This is a genomic window from Psychrobacter sp. Sarcosine-3u-12 (assembly GCF_002836005.1).
GTDB lineage: Bacteria > Pseudomonadota > Gammaproteobacteria > Pseudomonadales > Moraxellaceae > Psychrobacter > Psychrobacter okhotskensis.
In genome coordinates this window covers 31,118-49,345 of record NZ_PJBY01000110.1, presented here as the reverse complement: position 1 = coordinate 49,345, position 18,228 = coordinate 31,118, and the positions used below count along the sequence as shown (strand labels likewise).

14 protein-coding genes and 1 other RNA gene are annotated in these 18,228 nt (G+C 42.5%); 7 read left to right on the top strand and 8 right to left on the bottom strand.

Going from position 1 to position 18,228, the window contains the following annotated elements; all coding sequences use genetic code 11:
- Positions 1–150: 150 nt before the first annotated feature.
- A complete protein-coding gene (locus tag CXF65_RS13730; protein ID WP_101212867.1) occupies positions 151–2,133 on the bottom strand; it encodes a TonB-dependent receptor plug domain-containing protein in 1,983 nt (660 codons plus the stop codon).
- A gap of 421 nt (positions 2,134–2,554) precedes the next feature.
- On the opposite strand from CXF65_RS13730, the gene CXF65_RS13725 reads away from it, so the two are divergent.
- Complete coding sequence (locus CXF65_RS13725; RefSeq protein WP_413772508.1) at positions 2,555–4,564, top strand: mechanosensitive ion channel family protein; 2,010 nt, start codon at positions 2,555–2,557, stop codon at positions 4,562–4,564.
- Positions 4,565–4,708: 144 nt separating this feature from the next.
- Here CXF65_RS13725 and CXF65_RS13720 read toward each other — a convergent pair whose 3' ends face one another.
- From CXF65_RS13720 to CXF65_RS13700, 5 genes are all read right to left on the bottom strand, one after another.
- Positions 4,709–5,341 (bottom strand): DNA-3-methyladenine glycosylase family protein, encoded by a 633-nt coding sequence (locus tag CXF65_RS13720; protein ID WP_101212619.1) that lies wholly within the window; start codon positions 5,339–5,341, stop codon positions 4,709–4,711.
- Positions 5,342–5,474: 133 nt separating this feature from the next.
- On the bottom strand, positions 5,475–6,206 hold the full coding sequence (locus CXF65_RS13715) for a Smr/MutS family protein (protein WP_025651188.1): 732 nt from the start codon (positions 6,204–6,206) through the stop codon (positions 5,475–5,477).
- 72 nt (positions 6,207–6,278) lie between these two features.
- The gene (gene trpC, locus CXF65_RS13710; protein ID WP_101212618.1) at positions 6,279–7,178 is read right to left on the bottom strand and encodes an indole-3-glycerol phosphate synthase TrpC; all 900 of its coding nucleotides are present in this window, start codon (positions 7,176–7,178) and stop codon (positions 6,279–6,281) included.
- Positions 7,179–7,258: 80 nt separating this feature from the next.
- Complete coding sequence (gene trpD / locus CXF65_RS13705; protein WP_101212616.1) at positions 7,259–8,380, bottom strand: anthranilate phosphoribosyltransferase; 1,122 nt, start codon at positions 8,378–8,380, stop codon at positions 7,259–7,261.
- Between the two features lie 80 nt (positions 8,381–8,460).
- The gene (locus tag CXF65_RS13700; protein ID WP_101212615.1) at positions 8,461–9,084 is read right to left on the bottom strand and encodes an anthranilate synthase component II; all 624 of its coding nucleotides are present in this window, start codon (positions 9,082–9,084) and stop codon (positions 8,461–8,463) included.
- A 784-nt stretch (positions 9,085–9,868) separates the two neighbouring features.
- Between CXF65_RS13700 and glnA the strand changes: the two genes are divergently transcribed.
- Complete coding sequence (gene glnA, locus CXF65_RS13695; protein ID WP_025651184.1) at positions 9,869–11,278, top strand: type I glutamate--ammonia ligase; 1,410 nt, start codon at positions 9,869–9,871, stop codon at positions 11,276–11,278.
- 162 nt (positions 11,279–11,440) lie between these two features.
- Here the strand turns inward: glnA and CXF65_RS15225 are convergent, their stop codons facing one another.
- The gene (locus tag CXF65_RS15225; protein WP_264754743.1) at positions 11,441–11,566 is read right to left on the bottom strand and encodes a hypothetical protein; all 126 of its coding nucleotides are present in this window, start codon (positions 11,564–11,566) and stop codon (positions 11,441–11,443) included.
- Between CXF65_RS15225 and CXF65_RS13690 the strand changes: the two genes are divergently transcribed.
- Together CXF65_RS13690 and CXF65_RS13685 are read left to right on the top strand one after the other, a co-directional pair.
- Positions 11,565–11,981 carry a hypothetical protein gene (locus CXF65_RS13690; protein WP_101212614.1) on the top strand — a complete coding sequence of 139 codons (417 nt, stop codon included), beginning with the start codon at positions 11,565–11,567 and terminating at the stop codon, positions 11,979–11,981. The genes CXF65_RS15225 and CXF65_RS13690 overlap by 2 nt on opposite strands.
- 195 nt (positions 11,982–12,176) lie before the next feature.
- Positions 12,177–12,935: a DUF4124 domain-containing protein gene (locus CXF65_RS13685; protein ID WP_101212613.1), complete on the top strand. Its 759-nt coding sequence runs from the start codon at positions 12,177–12,179 to the stop codon at positions 12,933–12,935.
- Positions 12,936–13,099: 164 nt separating this feature from the next.
- On the opposite strand, the gene CXF65_RS13680 is transcribed toward CXF65_RS13685, so the two are convergent.
- The gene (locus CXF65_RS13680; RefSeq protein ID WP_101212612.1) at positions 13,100–13,813 is read right to left on the bottom strand and encodes an SIMPL domain-containing protein; all 714 of its coding nucleotides are present in this window, start codon (positions 13,811–13,813) and stop codon (positions 13,100–13,102) included.
- A gap of 292 nt (positions 13,814–14,105) precedes the next feature.
- Here CXF65_RS13680 and ffs point away from each other — a divergent pair.
- From ffs to CXF65_RS13665, 3 genes are all read left to right on the top strand, one after another.
- An RNA gene (ffs, locus tag CXF65_RS13675) (signal recognition particle sRNA small type) lies at positions 14,106–14,202 on the top strand.
- 196 nt (positions 14,203–14,398) lie between these two features.
- On the top strand, positions 14,399–14,995 hold the full coding sequence (locus tag CXF65_RS13670) for a LemA family protein (RefSeq protein ID WP_025651180.1): 597 nt from the start codon (positions 14,399–14,401) through the stop codon (positions 14,993–14,995).
- A 50-nt stretch (positions 14,996–15,045) separates the two neighbouring features.
- Positions 15,046–18,183: a M48 family metalloprotease gene (locus tag CXF65_RS13665; RefSeq protein ID WP_101212611.1), complete on the top strand. Its 3,138-nt coding sequence runs from the start codon at positions 15,046–15,048 to the stop codon at positions 18,181–18,183.
- The last annotated feature ends 45 nt before the right edge of the window (positions 18,184–18,228 follow it).

The window sequence follows — 18,228 nt, the reverse complement described above, 5'->3', positions numbered from 1 at the left end:
AATAGATGAATCAGTGATTGTCACCTATTGGATAACATAAATATTAGGCAGTAAAGGTATGAGTGATTTTGCCTTTTTGGTGGGCACAAAAAAAGGCCATCGTTGGATGACCTTGATTGTTGATATACATTTTGTGCAATTTGATTGGGTTTAGAACCAGTTATAAGTTAATGAGGTAAAGAAGTTAGTGCCGTCAGTGTTATAGCCAAGCGCTGTCACATAGTCTTTATTAGTAATATTATTTAAGCGAGCACTCATTGTTAAATTATCCGTCAACTGATAATTGCCACTAATATTAAATAGACCAAAGCTATCTATGATCTGTGAATCAGCATTGTTTACACTGTAATAATAATGACCTATATATTCATATTCAGCACGGATATCTAAACTCGGTAAACGATAGCCTAAGTAGATAAGGCCTTTGTTCTCAGGGCGAATAGGGAGGTAGTTACCATTGTAATCAATAGGATTACCAAGATAGTCGACTTTACCCGTGTAATCACTATCATCTTTAGCTTTTTGGTAGTCGTAACTGCCTCCAAATAGGTAATTATCAATTACCCAATCTGAAGTCAATGTCACCCCTTTGATTTTGGCTTTGTCAGTATTTATTCTTTGTCCATAAATGTATTCAGGGGTGCTTTTACCATCACTGGCAATAAGGTCGTCGACCTTATTATGGTAACCTGTGATGCGTGTCGATTGCAGTGAAGTATTATATTCAATGAAAGCTTCGTAGTTATCACTAGTTTCTGGTTTTAGATTTGGATTACTGCCCCAACTTTTAGGTCCGTATAAGTCATTAAAGGTCGGTATGCGATAGCCTTTAGCGTAACTTGCGCCAATACGAAAATCAGGGCTAATATTATAAGCACCGCCTAAGTTATAAGTAGTTTCGCTGTCGAAATCTGAATAGTCGTCATATCGTATATTGGCTTGCGCGTCGAAGCCATTATATGACAGCAAATAACCCAAAAAACCACTGGTAGTTTTACGATCATCGGCATCATATACATTTGACTCAAGTTTTTGCTTCAAATGCTCAGCGCCCAGAGTTAATTTGCCGACTGGCAAGTCTTGAACGCTTATTAAGCTTATTTGCTGCTGCTTAGTATCATATTGGCTGCCATTATTTGCGTCAGTCTCATAAGTCGTTGATTCGTCGATACTATAACCATATTGAAGTTTTGTGTTGCTGCTATCAGTAAAATGTTCAAGATAGGCACTAGCAGCCCCACTTTCTTGATCTGAAAAGGCATGCTTTAGAGCAGGAGCGCCCGTCATGTAATCATCATAAGCGTCAATATCTGTTGTTGATTTTGAATAAAGACCGCTAATTCCAAATCTTAAACTATCGTTAATTTTTTGATTAAGAAGTAAGCTGTAGTTATCACTCTCAAAGCCATCATCATCAGTCTGACTTGGTAGGTCACCAGGTAAAGTAGCGTTAAATCCGTCTGTTTCGTTATGACTGGCTGCTAGGCTCAGCGTAGTACCCTTGTCATTAGTAAATTGAGCGCTCGCTCCATATAAATATTGATTATGAGAGCCAATACCTGCGGTCACAGCAACGTTACTTTGTTCGATATTATTGCCTTTAGTGAATACTTGGATAACGCCGCCCATCGCGTCTGCACCATAAATACTAGAGCCTGAAGCACCATACAAGACTTCAATACGATCAATCTGATCCGCTGGAAGTAGATTTAAGGTTGCACCGCCCGCACTCAACGAGCTATAGCGTACGCCATCAATGAGCACTAAAACTTGTTTGCTATCATAACCGCGCATATAAAAATTTGAGGTAGTACCTGAGCCGCCATTAGTGTAATGACTGAAACCTGGCTGATGTTTCAAAATATCAAGTGCCGTCTGACCCTGATAACGTTGTAGCTCTTCACTATCAATGATCCGAGTTTGAGCAATGACGTTACTCGTTTTAGTAGGCGTACGTGTGGCGGTCACCACAATTTTATCAAGCTCAACTTGTGGTAATTCACTATCATTGACTGTTTCTAAGTCAGTGTCAGCTGGTGTGACAGCCATGGCTGTATTTACGGCAAATACACCAAGCGCACTTAAAATACAGCAGCGTAAATAAGTAGACGAAGAAGAACGTGTTAACAACATAATGATTTCCAAGGTTACATGAGCAAAGGTTAAGAAGGTAAAGTTTACAAAAAACAGTAGACAAGTTAAACAACGCTCATTATCTATAAATATGCCTGCTTTATAAACCACTTTTAGCCAATATTTATTCACGCTAAGCTGAGCCAGTTTCATGATAGTAGATTATTAAGTCATCCTCGTGCACTATACAAGGCATTTGTTCTCTGATTACTGTGTTCATACTCAGTACTGACCTATCATTAGACACATCAGTCGGCATAAAAATATGTAATCAAAAACACGACCGTTAGTTATAATTGCTATCATGGCAGCAGGTCATATTCATTATTGGCTGTTTCAGCTATTTTTTATGTATCACTGTTGATATTTATAAATATTTTATCTATAAATTAAGAGGTTTGTTTTGTCTACTAAGCGTCGTATGAGTCCTGCTAGCTTACCTTTGTCTTTAACGGCATCATTATCAAGAACACTGATTGTGCTGAGCTTATTGCTGACTTTATTATTTAGCCTGATACTGCCAAATGCTGCCCTTGCTGCTGAGGCCAGTGTATTGGGAATTGGCGGAACTAGTGAGGCTGCTAGTACCAGCGAGCCGCTACCTGATTCGTTCGGACGAGATACCCCGCGGAATACGGTGCAAGGATTCATTAGTGCGCTTGGCGAAAATGATTATTTGCTGGCGAGCAATTATCTTAATTTGTCAAAATCAGACAATCCAACGACTGCTGTGCGTCAATTTAAGCAAGCGCTTGACGCGGGTGGACGCTTTTCAGCTGATTTGCAGATTAATAATACGCTCGAAGGCAATTTAGCCGACCAACTACCGCCCAGCCAAGAAAATGTGGGTAACATCAGTATCGGTGATAAAAGCGTGCCGTTATTGCTTGAGCGCGTCGTCTCAAAGCAAGGTGAGCAATACTGGCAGTTTTCTACCGAAACGCTCAGCTCAATACCAGAAGTTCTAGAAAACACCGATCCTACCTTGGTGTCTCGTTATACGATCGACTCGCTAGAAGGTAAAAAGCTTTTCGGCTATCAATTGGTGGATCTGTTCGCCGCCTTGGCCATGACTGTGAGCAGTTTTTTATTGACCTACGTCATGGTATGGCTGCTGTATCATTTGTTAAAGCTCGTTTATCCACGCGTGCGCGGTGTGGCATTACCAGTGCCGGACAAGGTTATCTTGCCCCTTGCGGTAGTGATTATGGCGCTGATATTGTCTGAGGTGATGGTCTATTCTGGGGTGTCAGTGACGCTGCGTGAGCCAGTCAATCGCTTTACCGAGATTGCATCGTGGCTCGCTATAACGTGGTTATTACTACGTGTCATCGATGCTATTTTCACGCGTGCTGTTAACTTAAGCTATAAGAAAAACCATACTGAACGGGTTTCGATATTAGGGTTGATGCGAAAAGTTGTTAAGGCCTTACTACTGATATTTGCTGTGATCGTCATTTTTGGTAATTTAGGCTTTGATTTGACAACAGGTATCGCAGCCTTAGGTGTCGGTGGTTTGGCTTTAGCACTTGGTGCGCAAAAAACCATCGAGAACCTCGTGGGAAGTGTGGTCGTCGTGGCGGATTCGCCCGTACGTATCGGCGACTACTGTAAGTTTGGCACTTATGAAGGTACGGTCATCGATATCGGTATTCGCTCATCACGTGTACGCACCTTGACTCGCACGATTGTCACTGTCCCCAATGGTGACTTCTCGTCCATGCAAATCGAGAACTTTACCTCGCGTGATATGTTTCGCTTCTTTCATCAGTTATATCTCAAGCGTACTGCCGATATTGACGTGGTCTTCAAAATGGTCAAAGACTTAGACGAGTTTTTAAATGAGCATTATTTGACCAATAATGAATGGAATCAAGTCAATATTTTAGAGCTGCGTCAAGACTGTTATGTGATTCAGTTACAAGCTTATATTAATGCTAACGACGTCATGGAGTTTTATGACAAGCAAAATGTGGTATTCGTTGATGTGCTCAATCAAGTGGCAAAATATAAGGTCGAGCATGCGCTACCAACCCAACAGTTGATTGTCAATCAAGCGGAGCTTGAGCATCATATGGATAATGGTCGTGATAATAATACTGCGCTCGACTCTGTTGCAAATACGCCGAATGATGACAATGCTTATCACAATAGCAATGATAATCTTAGTGATGATGACGACGCTAATATTGATAACAATGCGGATAATAGTACTGCTAGTGATAGCGAGCATAAATCTATCAACGTCAGTAAAAATAGCAGCAAAGATGCCAGCAGTGCGAACAACGACAAAGTCGCTGACAAACAGAAAGAAAAGGCTAAAAAAGCTCAGTCAAAAAAAGCCCGTAAAATTCATACTTATGCGTTTGCAAAACGTAAGTTTAAGCATTCCAAAAGAAAATTTGGTTTCTCTATTTGGAACCAGCCATAGTATTTATGGTGAATCGACTTTGTAGAAATGGCTTTGCAGAACTGACTTTTAAACAGGCGGTAGCGGGTGAAATGAGGGCGACGGTCGTTGGCCATCCCTTTATTTTTTTGGTTTATAGCGATAAAGGGGCTGCCAGTTATCCAGTTATAATGGTACGGCAGTTTTATCCCGTAACAAGCCATAGTACGACCATAGCAGCAGACTGGCGGCGCTACGATGTGGCGACCAACTTTCGGTCAAGTGGTTTAGCTGTTTTGGGGTCGGACGCTCTGCTAGACCTAGTAACTCCATCGCTGCGACTTTAATCGCCAAATCGTCGACTGCCAATACATCTGCGCGTTTTAAAGAAAATAGTAGATACATCTCAGCCGTCCAGCGCCCAATACCAGTGACTGCTGTCAGAGTGTTTATAACCTCTGCATTTGCCATCCTTACTAGCGCCGCAAAGTCTATGTTATGGTCTACTAGTGAGCGGACATAACGTATCTTTTGCTTAGATAGTCCTTGAGCGCGCAATGTTTCATCCGTCGCTTCGCTAATGGCTTTAGGGGTGGTCAAACCTGCCGCAACAACTCGTTGCCAAATGCTAGCCGCTGCGGCTACCGATAGCTGTTGCCCAACCATCGCTCTCATTAATTGCTCAAAGCCACCGGCATTGTGCCTGAGACTGGGCACGCCAACTTGCTCATAAACAGGTGCAAATCTCGGTTCGATGGCAATCAAGGCGATGATATGCTCTTCTAATGCTTTAGCATTTTCAATAGTTTGTAGACTCATAAATATCTTATCCTCATTGATTGCGATACTGCTAAAGCTAGATGCTAAATATTATGTAAAGAGTTATTTTAAGAATGAGCATAACAAAAAGGACTGCATAGATGCAGTCCTTTTTTTTCTTTAACCGAGCAGCTTATTCGCTATCAGTTTTAGGCTTTTTAAGCAGTACCAATACAGCGCCATTGCCACCATCTTTGGGCGGCGCAGAGCAAAATGCCAATACTTCTGGCAATTGACGTAGCCAACCGTTGACGCAGGTTTTTAAAATAGCCTCAGAACCTTTACCATGAACGATTTTTACCATGGTTTCGTTGTTCTGTTTCGCTTGGCTCAATAGTTGAGTCATAGCCGCGCGCGCTTCGTCAATGGTACAGCCATGGATGTCTACTGCGTCATACCAACGCAGCTTGCCCTGTTTTAGCTGGGTAAAAACCTTATTTTGCAGCGTTGGCTGCTTATAAGACAAATACGCTTCGCCAGCGACGGGGTTGAGTAGCGCTTGCATATCTGATAAGCCTGCACCCAAGTCACTCGTTTCACTGCCTTGCGCAGCGGCACGTTTCGACAGAGTCGCGGCGTCAGGTTTGCGCACTTTTGCGGCATTGGCAGGGGAGCGGACATTTTTGTCCTCTAGCTGATCTACACCATGCATCGCTTGCATAAAGAGAACTTTATCATCATCGATATGCTCACTGTCTAATTGTTTGACCGTTTTTTTGACCTGCTTTTGGGTAAGTAGCGAGACAGGTTCTGTGGGCTTGCCATTGTCACCATCAGGCGAATTGGTATCGCGACCTTTGCTCAGTTGTCCTTTGAGCTCTTTGAGCTGGTCTTGCATTTCTTTTGAAAATAGAGAATTTGACATAAAAGTTAACGTATCGTTGGTTAATGAAGGAATGATTGATTGATTTAAACTGTTCAGAAGACTGAAGCCACTTTACCCGTCTGCTGCGACGCCCGCAAGTAAGGATTGTAACGCTTGTCCGGGGTGATCCGTTTTCATAAATTGCTCACCGATCAAAAAGTGCTGAATATCGTTATTGAGCATCAAACGAATATCATCGCTGCTATGGATACCGCTTTCGGTGACGATAAGCGGTTTCTGTGCTGTGGCTGCGCTATTAGCGTCATCCGCCAATGCTTCGATTAAAATATTTTTTAGATCAAGCGTGGTTTGTAGATCGACATCAAAAGTATTCAAATCACGGTTATTGATACCATAGATATTATGCTCGGAGCGTGGCAGTTTTAATGCGCGTTCAAGCTCAGCTTTGGTATGGACCTCAATCAATACATCCATGCCCAGCTCGATACTGAGCGCATGTAGTTTTTGTACTTGAGTATCATCCAGACAAGCCATGATTAATAATATACAGTCGGCACCCATGAGATATGATTGGTAAATTTGATACTCATCAATCATAAAGTCTTTGCGCAGTATCGGTAGGCTTGCGGCATTGGCAGCTTGAATCAGGTAGCTGTCATCGCCTTGGAAATAATCGCGATCCGTCAATACAGACAAACAGCTCGCGCCAGCTTGCTCGTATTGTTTGGCAAACAACGCAGGCGCGAAGTTATGATTGATAACGCCTTTAGAGGGAGAGGCTTTTTTAATCTCAGCGATGATACCGATACCATTGTCTTTAGCAGCGGTAACTCCTACAGCTCCCACAGCTCTTAGAGCAGCGGCAAAACCTCGACGTGATTTTTTATCAGTCGCTACTTGCGCTTTTAACGCTTCAAGAGATAGCACATCGCGAGCGGCTTTTACTTCTTCTACTTTGGTGGCGACGATGCGCTGTAATACCGAAGGAATATCTGTATTGGTTGTGTTCATACTGGTATCCGAATATTGTTAAAGGTAAATAAATAAGCAACAATGGCTATTTTTGCATCTCGTTAACACGGATGTATCCGTTAAGAGCTAGCCGCTAGCTGCTGAGTATATTTGGCTAAAGACTCAAGCTTGATTAACGCATCGCCATTTTGGATGACTTGTTGAGCACGGCTGACACCATTAGGATAATTGCTGGCAAGTCCTGCGGTATATATCGCCGCACCTGCATTTAGGGCAATCATATCACGAGCTTTTAGGACCGCGCGATCATGAGTCTCTTCACCTGATAAAGCGGCGCGTATTAGCTCAAGGCTTTGTTCTGGAGAATCTACATCAAGCCCAATCAGCGTTTGTGATTCGATACCCGCATCCTCTGGCATCATCTCATAGACAGAGATTTCACCCTCTTTTAATTCAGCTACTGTGGTCGAAGTGGCGAGGCTGATTTCATCTAAGCCATCCTTTGCACCGACGACCATGACATGACGTGCGCCTAGATTTTTCATCACTTTGGCGATTGGCTCACACAGCTGAGCAGTAAAGACGCCAATGACCAAATTGGGCGTGCCAGCAGGGTTGGTTAATGGCCCTAAGATATTAAAGATAGTGCGCGATTTGAGCTCACGACGGACTGGATTGGCATAACGCATCGCGCTGTGATGATTGGGCGCAAACAAAAAGCCAACGCCTTGATTTTCGATGCAGTCTTTTGCTTGCTCAGGTGTGAGCGACAGACTAATACCCGCTTGCTCCAACAAATCTGAGCTACCGGATCTGGTAGAGACGCCGCGATTACCATGCTTAGCAACTTGAGCGCCTGCCGCTGCCACCACAAACGCCGACGCTGTAGAGACGTTGAATAAATTCGCACCATCACCGCCCGTACCGACGATATCGACTAAATGAGCACAGTTCTTAGGTTCGATATTCGCAGCCAAAGCGCGCATGGCACTGGCTGATGCCGTAATCTCGTCGATGGATTCACCTTTCATACGTAAACCAGTCAAAATAGCGCCCATCATCGCATCGCTACATCTGCCTTGCATGATAATCAGCATGACTTGATACATCTCATCAAAGGTCAAATCAATATGCTGAAAAATTCGACCCAAAGCCGTCGTTAGTAGCTTATGGATGCCTTCGTCCGATAGTTGGGCAATATTATCTGCGGTGTGGGTGTCCTCTATCTTTACAGTACTCATTAGGCTCTCGCTTTATATTATTTATATTGGTGTATAGGGTGGTCAGAATTTTTATTATCAATCATGCATTTTTAGTAACATTAACCGACTTGTGGCAATGCCTTTGAGGCTGATACTGCCAGATTATGAGTTTGCAAAAAGTTATTGAGTAGCTGATAACCGGCTTCGCTCAAGATGGACTCAGGATGGAACTGTACGCCTTCAATGGCCAATGTGCGATGACGTATGCCCATGATTTCCTCAATACTACCATCGGCGTGCTGCGTCCATGCGGTCAACTCTAGACAGTCGGGTAGACTGGTTTTGTCGACGACCAGCGAATGGTAACGCGTGAATTTTGAGGAGCTAGGTAAGTTAGCAAATATGCCCTTACCATTGTGGTAAACGGCGGATAAGCGCCCGTGCATCACTTCGCCAGCTTTGACCACCTGTCCACCGAATGCTTGTCCAATCGCCTGATGCCCGAGACAGATGCCCAATATAGGGATAATACCCTTAAAAGTTTCGATAACGTCTAAAGAAATGCCGGCACGGTCTGGATCGCAAGGCCCTGGACCAATGACGATGGCATCGGGAGCCAAGGTTTGAATCTGCTCAATGGTCATCTGATCGTTACGCCATACCGTGATGTCCTGCTGCAACTCACCGAAGTACTGTACGATATTGTACGTAAAGCTGTCGTAATTATCGATCATTAGAATCATTGTGTAGTCAACTCATTGATTTTATTTTTCAAAAGGTAAATTTGCTCTTATTATTTATGCATTGAACTCAACATAAAAGCGGCTTGCTTTACTGGCTAGTTATTGTAAAGGACATCATCTTACCACTATTTTGTGGTCTATAAAATGTAGGACATGGCCTAGCGTTTCAAAGAGCCAAAAAATTAAAATGCACCATAAAAATGCAATGTTAATCATTGGTGCACTTGCTACTGCACTAATACAGTGCGAATATGCGCTTATATATACTACTCTTAAATGTTGTCCATAAAAATAATGGCTCAGTTACCTCTTAATATAGTTAAATTACTATTATAAATTACTGAAATTATTGCCAATAATTAGGTTGTTAGTACTAAATATTATATTTAGCAAGGTAACTTGGCACAGCAGTTGCACCATTAGTGTTATCAATATTATTAGATATTGGATATTGGTTACTCTAAAAATAATTGTTAATAAGCAATTGAAGAGTTCAGCATTATGAGTCAGATGTTGCTAAAATGGGGTCAGTCTGCATTTGGCTGATGACTATTTTGGGCCAATGATTTTAGACCAGTAATTTTAGCCCAATGATAGCTGCGCACACTGACGGATAGTGTCACGAGTGTTGATAAACATGAACTTGCAGGCGCTACAAAGCCGCTATGTAGATCCAAAAGCCAGTCCCATATTTTAAAAAGTTTTCATTCATTACTTTAAATCGTAATTTTTTAATTTATTACTTTAAATCGTAATAACGTCATAACCATAACGGAGATTATTCATGTCGAACAAACTACTAGATCTTATCAAATCCTCTAATGCCAAATGGGTCGATTTTCGCTTTACCGATACCCGTGGTAAAGAGCAGCACATCAGTTTTCCAGCGCATAGTGTAGACGAAGAAGTCATGGAAGACGGTAAAATGTTCGATGGTTCATCTATCGCTGGCTGGAAAGGCATTGAAGCGTCAGATATGATCTTGCGTCCTGATCCTGAGACCGCTTTTTTGGATCCGTTTTTTGATGCCGTGACCGTTGTGGTGACTTGTGACATCATTGAACCCTCTACGCTACAAGGCTATGACCGTGACCCACGCTCTATCGCCCGCCGTGCAGAAGAGTACTTAAAGTCTACTGGTATCGGTGATACGGCTTATTTTGGTCCTGAGCCAGAATTCTTTGTATTCGATGAAGTAAAATGGTCGATTGAGATGTCAGGGGTTAGCCATAAAATCGTCGCGGAAGAAGCTGCATGGTCAACCAATAATGACTATGAGTGGGGCAACATGGGACACCGTCCACGTGTTAAAGGGGCGTATTTCCCAGTACCACCAATCGATAGCTCACACGATATGCGTGCGGTGATGTGCGAACGTATCGAAGAAATCATCGGCGAAGGCTGTATCGAGGTGCATCATCATGAAGTGGCACCTTGTCAGTCAGAGATTGGTGTCGCTTTCAATACGCTCGTCAAAAAAGCGGATGAAGTACAACAGTTAAAATACGTGGTTCATAACGTTGCGCATCAGTTTGGCAAAACCGCGACCTTTATGCCAAAACCAATCGTTGGCGACAATGGTTCGGGCATGCACGTGCATATGTCAATCTCAAAGGATGGTGTCAATACCTTCTCAGGCGATGAGTATGCTGGTCTGTCTGAAACGGCGCTATATTTCATCGGCGGCGTCATCAAACATGCCCGCGCTTTGAATGCGATTACCAACCCATCGACCAACAGCTATAAGCGTCTAGTACCGCATTACGAAGCACCTATCAAGCTTGCGTACTCAGCGTCTAACCGCTCAGCGTCTATTCGTATTCCGCATGTTAGTAGCCCGAAAGCCGTCCGTGTCGAAGCGCGCTTCCCTGATCCAGCCGCCAACCCATACTTAGCGTTTGCTGCGCTATTGATGGCAGGCCTTGATGGTATTCAGAATAAGATGCATCCAGGCGAAGCCGCTGACAAAAACTTATATGACTTACCACCAGAAGAAGAAGCACAAATTCCAACGGTTGCTGAGAGCTTAGAAGTAGCGCTGCAAGCATTACGTGATGATCATGAATTCTTGTTAAAAGGCGATGTGTTCACCCAAGACATGCTAGAAGCGTTTATTGCCCTGAAAGAAGAGGAAGTACAGCGCGTCAACGTTACGGTACATCCAGTAGAGTTCGACTTATACTACAGTTGCTAATTAGTAGTGAGTAGGCTCAATTGTTTTAAATAAAAAACCAGCTAAATTGCATTTAGCTGGTTTTTTTATAGTACTTAAAACAACAATTGTTTTAAAATAAGCGTCTTAGGACGAATGCTTGATAATAAGTGCTCGTTACATCTCTACTCGCGATACCGTTTCTTACTGATGAATTTTTTTAGGATTTAAGCCCACGGTTTCAGTTTCTATAGGACGGCGCGGACAGTGAGTTGCAATGCTCAGTTTTTCATAGCCAGCCATAATAATGATAACAGCAGGCAATGCCATGAAACGCTCAACCTTAAGCCTTTTCTTAGTAATCACCTTGTTACTATTTCAAATAGGCTGTATGCAACAAGAAAAAAAGCAAGACCCCTATAAAGAGGGTGACATCGTCACTTGGAAGATTATAGATAAGAAAGGTAAATATGAATCAGAAATGTCTGATCAATACAATCTTCAATGTGTCATTCGAGACGATATTGGATTAGGTTGCTTTGGTAACTCTACTAACAGTCAAGTCTCTGGCATAGTTTTTTCATTTTGGAATAATGAGAAAGTCAAAGCTATTTCATACGAGCCTATTTATGGTGGTATCAAAGTTGAATGGTATTTTCATCGTAGTAACTTAGAGCATTGGCAAGAGATTGATGATGCCATTTGGCGACTATTAGACACTTGGAATATATCGCCAATAGAGTAAACATGGATTAACTCAAGAAGTCATATCCTCATAAATGCCTACATAAAAGTGCTGCTGTCGTAGATGTACTATTCTAGATTAGAGTTTGCTTTCCATTTATCTAATATAACAGACGCTACTGTTATTACTTTAAAAATACCCCATAATGGTATTATTATACTTATTAAACACGCGCACTTATTAGGTTAACTGACTATGGTTTCATCATTAAAAAGTACTGTTTTTTTAAATAAAGGGTTGTCGCTAAGTCTGCTGACAGGGCTCATCATTAGCGCAGCCAGTCTTTACGCACCGATGGCAAATGCCGCCGCTATTTATAAAGTTGTTGATGAGAAGACCGGTCAAGTCACCTTTACCGATCGTCCACAAAATTACGAGCAGCAAGCGGGCAAAGAGATTAGCCAGACGACGTTGACAACCGGTAATGAAACGAATAGTTCAAACAGCAATAGCACTGAAAGTAGTCAAACTGCTAGCAATGCCGCGCCCGCCAATGACTCAACAGCTAAGGCAGCGGTCAACTATCAGCTCACCATCACTGAACCGAGCGAAGAACGCGCTTATCGGCGTCCAGCGCAGAGTATCAACGTAGCGCTACAAGTTCAGCCCGCGCTGCAAGCAGGCGCTAGTGTCCGTATTTACTTTGATGGTAATGAAGTCGCTCAAGGTCTTAATGCGACGATAGCGACGATAGACGCTTTGCCAGGTGCGCATACGATAACGGCCGTCATTCAAAGTGATAAAGGTCAAACGTTGCAGCAAGTCGCCAGAACTGTCTATGTGATTCAAAACAATACCACCTTGCAAAATAATAAGAAAATTGCAGAGCAGCTTTTGGCGTATCAGAATTTACCGTGGCATCAAAAAGTGATGCTAAAATTGCGTCAAAAAAACGGGAAGCAGGCCAACTCTCAGAGCAGTAAACCTATGACTAGCAATGCTTTTACTAAGTAATTAAGTAAGTGGCTTATTTATTAAGGCAGCTAAATAAAGTATTAATTCTAGGTTGTATGGTTTTTAGACGTTAAAAAAGGGCAGTCACTGTATTCAGTGATTGCCCTTATTTTTAAAAACTATTTGAATATTCAACAGAATCTAATTATATCTATCTTTTCAATTTATTTAGTTAACTCAATCGTGCCGTTGGCAGTGACCGAGATAGTGCTCTCACCAGACTCAAAGCTTTGGCTTGGCACTGACTCATCAGATGCAGCTTTCATGCTCATTGCGCTATACATAGGACGAGGATAGTTGCTACCGGTGTTTAGATTGACAGTAACGACCCGATAACCGCGGGCATCCCAAGCGCGGGTGAGGTTTTTAGCTTGCTGTTGAAACGCACGAGAGGCTTCTGTCATTAGCTTCTGCTCTAAGGCGTCTTTTTTCACGTCTGAAACCCCAAAGTTTAGATTGTCCATGACCAAGGTTTCTTGCAAATCAGCAATAAGTTGGCTCGTTGCGGCGAAATCTGTACTTTTAAGATCGATGTTTGCTTGTCCAGTCCAGCCAATGATTTTGTCATTTTTATCATAGCGTGGATAGGTGCGCTGCTGTCCCGTAGTCACTGTCACCTTAGGGTAGCGCTTAGCGATTTTCATCGCATTATTGATAGAGGTATTGAGAGTGGTGGCCAGCGTTTTAGCATCGGTGGCTTGTGCTTTTTTATACAAGCTGGCTCGTACTTCATCGTTTTGAATATCTTCTTTGACTTCTGCCTGAAAGCTAAGCTGATCGTAGCCTGTTGGCTCTGCATGAGCGCTGCCCATCATTGCTGTCAGTAGGGCCGCAGTACCAGTAGCCAGAGCCGCTTTATTGAGTAGAGTGGTTTTCATTATGATCTCCTAATAAATGATAGTTATATGAGTCGTGTATTGATTACGCTTATTCTTATACGGTATGTTGTTTGTATCGTTTCTTATTCAACATACCTCAACTAAAATAGCAAAAATTAAAGAGGTTGCTGTGAGAATTTTGTCACTTAAGTTACAGGCTAAGTTATAAGAATGACGTGGTTATCTCCTTTATTACCTTAATTTTTGCCATTATTTAGCCTCTTAAACGAAGAGTTTTACGATTGGGGTTGTAATCACAAAAAATTCTTGTATAATCTGCAACTGGTGGCTCCATTGGTAGCCTCGCAACATTGTTCTATGAATCCCGCCAGGACCGGAAGGTAGCAACGGTAATAGTTATGATGTGTGCCGAGGATGTGCTTTTGGAGTCGCTTTTTTTTGCCTAAAATTTGAGTGCGATCTTAATAAAATATAAACAACGCTCATTTGCTATATTAAGCCCTTCATTGTAAAGGGCTTTTTTTGGCTCGCATTTCGTTAAATTTTAACTTCTCATTGATTAAGATAGGTTAAAATACAATGTATTAACTTTTATTAACATTCTAGATATTTTAGGATTCTTTTATGAAATTGTTCGTTTGGCTGTTCATTGCATTCGTGGTGCTAGTGGTGGTATGTGGCGTCTCGATATTTAACAAATTGGTACGCGCCCGCAACCAAGCAAAGAATGGCTTTGCACAGATAGATGTGCAGCTAAAGCGGCGTCATGATTTGATTCCCAATTTAGTCGAAACCGCCAAGCGTTATCTGACGCATGAAGAAGAGACGCTGACTCGTGTGATTAGTGCACGTAATCACGCCCAAAGCTTGCAAGACTCTAATAAACATCAGCCAGACTCGCTTGAGCATATGGCGCTATTTGCCAAAGCAGAGGGTATGTTGTCGAAAGCGTTGGGGCAATTTTCTGCGGTTGTGGAGGCTTATCCTGAGCTAAAAGCAGATAGCTTGATTAAGGAGTTGATGGATGAGCTGACCAATACCGAAAACCGGATTGGCTTTGCCCGTCAGCATTATAACGATAGCGTGATGTTTTATAACAATGATCGCGAAGTGTTTCCTAATAATCTTGTCAGCACAACTTTTGGCTTTCGTCCACTTAGTCCATTGGTATTTGAAGATAGAAAACTCATTGCTCAAGCACCTGTCGTCGATATGGGCTGATATTTACATACTGTCAAATGCACTTAGTTATGGTTAGGTAAGAGTAATAGATGGATTTTTTTGGTGCACAGCGTAGCCGTACTCAGCGCAGCTTATTGCTCTATGGGCTGTTTTTTCTCATTGTCTTTGCCCATTTGGCAGTAGCGCTGGCTATCATGGCGCTACTGCTGACGATATTTACTGGTGGCGTTTATAAGTGGGTATTAATACTGGTTGCTGTTTGGACGCTAGGTAGCTTTGTCATTGGTAGTTTTTTGGAATATGGTCGCCTAAAAGCAGGTGGTCGCGCTATTGCTCAGCGCGTGGGTGCAGTGCGGTTGTTTATCGATCACAGCCAAGATGCGTGGGAGCATAGTCAGGGGGTTGCCCATCAGCATCAGCCTGTACAAAAAGTTCGTTTTAGCACCCTTCATATTGCAGTGCGTGATGAGCGCGATTTCCCGCCTGTCTATCGGCGTTATTATGAGATTGCCCAGCAGCTAGCCATTGCTTCAGGTTTGCATATGCCAATTTTATATGTGCTGCCTGAAGAACAAGGCATTAATGGTTTTGTAGCGGGTCGGCATAGCCAAGATATGGTACTCGTCGTCACTCAAGGCTCGCTTGATAAGCTATCTGATGAAGCGCTATACGGGCTAATAGGGCATGAGTATGGTCATATATTGCATGGTGATGCGACGTTTAATTTGCAGTTAATGGTGATACTGGCAGGTTTGCAATTACTCTATGATTGGAGTGATTCTATTAATAATTTTGGTGCTAGTTATAAAGGCAGTCATAAAAACAGTCAGCAAAACTATTTTGATGGCTCTTTTATTAATAGTGCGGTTAAGCAAAACAACCCCTTGCCGCAAAGAGCAATTGATAGCCATGCGCGTCGCACTGAAGCGTTAACAGCAAACTTTAACACTCATAGTGAATGGGTAAGCTATTGGCAAGCTCAGTCGAATAAACAGTCACAAAGCCAGCAATCATCAACACAAACTCAGTCGATGTGGCTGCAAAATAATAATAAGTTCGATAGCCAAGCACCGCGCAATATTTGGACATTATTAATACATGGATTGAGCTTTTCCAGTATGGCCAGTGCGCAACTGATTAAACACAGCTTTAACCGTGAGCGCGAGTTGCTCGCCGATGCGACCAGCGTACAGTTGACCCGCTCACCGGCGATTATGGCAACGCTAAAAGCCATTCATCAAGACTCGCTTGGTTCGCGCTTAACTGGCATCACCGATATTAATGGATTAAGTCATTTCTTTTTTGCTAGTAGTGGTGCCGATTTGGGTGACGTATCGTGGTTTGCCACGCATCCAAGTTTGGCTGAGCGCATGAGTGCCATCAATGCCAATGCTTATCATGATTTCGCCGTGCAAGTGGCTAAAGAAAAACGTCTCAATCAGCAAAAGATAAAAGAAATTTATGAGCAGCGCCGCTTGGGTGATTGGGGTGTAATAGTAGTAAATAGCCTAAGCAATAATAAGCAAGAGAAAAATGCACATCAATCGCGAGTATCTGCAGTTCAATCGGCGTCAGATATTTATGAAAGCGCGACCGATAAAAACCGATATTCGGCTGATAAAAGACTTAATAGTAACTTCAATGATGTTATTGAAAAAGATGCTATCGAAAAAGAAATCGCTGCCTTTTCTACTAATGAAATGAGAGGTGAACCAGACACAGATAACGGGCTTGAGTTTGTTGTAGAGCAAGATGTTGTTATTAATGGACGTTTTCAGGTACAAGCACAAGATGTCGGTACGCATCAGTTGCTTAAGCCATGGCAAGCCAAACCTGATAGTGATTTGCCATCAGATACCTTGATTGGTATCGAAGATATACAAAAAGTATCGCTACCGCAGTATATGCTCAATCACAGTTATCACCCGCTAGGGGCGCAAGCTTTGATTGAAGCTGTGCTGCTTTGTCATCAGGGTTATGTGCTGTCAACAACAGCAACTTATGACTTAACTGATATCTGGCTCGGGCTTGATGAGGATAAGAAGTTTTCTGCTGAAATCACTACTAACTCTAGGGCGGATATTAGCAGTAACACACAAATTTTATCGCATACACTCGATCATAAATTATTAGCGGCAGTGGCAAATCTTGACAGACGATTAGACAGTGTTTTGATTATGTTGGCGTTAAAGCAACTACGCCAGCATGATTTATCAGAAAGTGCTATTGATGAATGGCGCTTAAAATATGAAGCCAGTCATAGTAATCAAGATCATCAACATTATAGGCAGCAAGAAAAGTGTCGGACGATGCTAGTGCGCTATCAGCAAGGTATCATTGAGCTGTTTGAAAACTCCCTTACGGCTGATCTAAGCCAAAATATCGCTGATAATATAAATAATGATGATTCTATTGATAAATCTACATCCGTATTAAATCCTTTAGAGAATACGCGCTCTCGATTGTCTCGCTCGCCTTCGATTTTAGCGTTATGGCAGGCGCTAAAGCTGCAGAAATTGTTGCCCGTATTGTCTGCCGTATTAAACGATACACAGGTTCAGTCGCATCTTCCCCCTCAATATCCATACTATCAATGGCAGCAAGTATTGCACGCCGGCACGGATGATATCTATGCTCAGCTTGACCCATCAGGGCAGGTGTTTGATGGTCTTGATGTTGCCGCAAAAACCATGCTTACTTTATTGGCGTATCGCTTAGCAAAGGATGCCAAGGGTCAGGTCGTATCTGCACTAGATAGCTCAGTACCTATCTCAGTACCTATCTCAACACCTATTTCAGTGCTCAGCTATAATAGTGCTAGCGTTGCTCATTATCTTGTAGATTTACGCCGTCATGCACGTTTGCTTGATATTGATTTAGCAGCCGTTAGTGAGGCAAATTTGCAATGGTTGTTATTGACTGCGCAAAGTTTAAATAGTGTTCAATTACTGGCATTGATAGAAGCGGTGCCTATTTTTATAGCGTCTGCCAGTCAATCGTCTGATTCTAAAGCCAAAGGTGATGATAATTATCGACAGAGGCAACAGGGCGATGCTCAAATAGATTATAATGCGATTAATAATGAGCCTCATGGTTATAATGATTACTGGCAATGGCTGAGTACGTTGCATACAGTGATGTTACACGATACGATAGTCAGTCAAGATGAGTATGATTGCTTGACCGAGCTTGCCAATCATTGGCTAGGCGTTCGGCAGCTTTTTTGAGCAATGTCATTAATTGCATTTGAGTATTCTTTTGATAGTAAAAGC

Bases quoted from the DNA above. Each gene is read 5' to 3' on its own strand.
- CXF65_RS13730 (WP_101212867.1), bottom strand. From the start codon at position 2,133: ATGTTGTTAACACGTTCTTCTTCGTCTACTTATTTACGCTGCTGTATT.
- CXF65_RS13725 (WP_413772508.1), top strand. From the start codon at position 2,555: ATGAGTCCTGCTAGCTTACCTTTGTCTTTAACGGCATCATTATCAAGA.
- CXF65_RS13720 (WP_101212619.1), bottom strand. From the start codon at position 5,341: ATGAGTCTACAAACTATTGAAAATGCTAAAGCATTAGAAGAGCATATC.
- CXF65_RS13715 (WP_025651188.1), bottom strand. From the start codon at position 6,206: ATGTCAAATTCTCTATTTTCAAAAGAAATGCAAGACCAGCTCAAAGAG.
- trpC (WP_101212618.1), bottom strand. From the start codon at position 7,178: ATGAACACAACCAATACAGATATTCCTTCGGTATTACAGCGCATCGTC.
- trpD (WP_101212616.1), bottom strand. From the start codon at position 8,380: ATGAGTACTGTAAAGATAGAGGACACCCACACCGCAGATAATATTGCC.
- CXF65_RS13700 (WP_101212615.1), bottom strand. From the start codon at position 9,084: ATGATTCTAATGATCGATAATTACGACAGCTTTACGTACAATATCGTA.
- glnA (WP_025651184.1), top strand. From the start codon at position 9,869: ATGTCGAACAAACTACTAGATCTTATCAAATCCTCTAATGCCAAATGG.
- CXF65_RS13690 (WP_101212614.1), top strand. From the start codon at position 11,565: ATGAAACGCTCAACCTTAAGCCTTTTCTTAGTAATCACCTTGTTACTA.
- CXF65_RS15225 (WP_264754743.1), bottom strand. From the start codon at position 11,566: ATGGCATTGCCTGCTGTTATCATTATTATGGCTGGCTATGAAAAACTG.
- CXF65_RS13685 (WP_101212613.1), top strand. From the start codon at position 12,177: ATGGTTTCATCATTAAAAAGTACTGTTTTTTTAAATAAAGGGTTGTCG.
- CXF65_RS13680 (WP_101212612.1), bottom strand. From the start codon at position 13,813: ATGAAAACCACTCTACTCAATAAAGCGGCTCTGGCTACTGGTACTGCG.
- CXF65_RS13670 (WP_025651180.1), top strand. From the start codon at position 14,399: ATGAAATTGTTCGTTTGGCTGTTCATTGCATTCGTGGTGCTAGTGGTG.
- CXF65_RS13665 (WP_101212611.1), top strand. From the start codon at position 15,046: ATGGATTTTTTTGGTGCACAGCGTAGCCGTACTCAGCGCAGCTTATTG.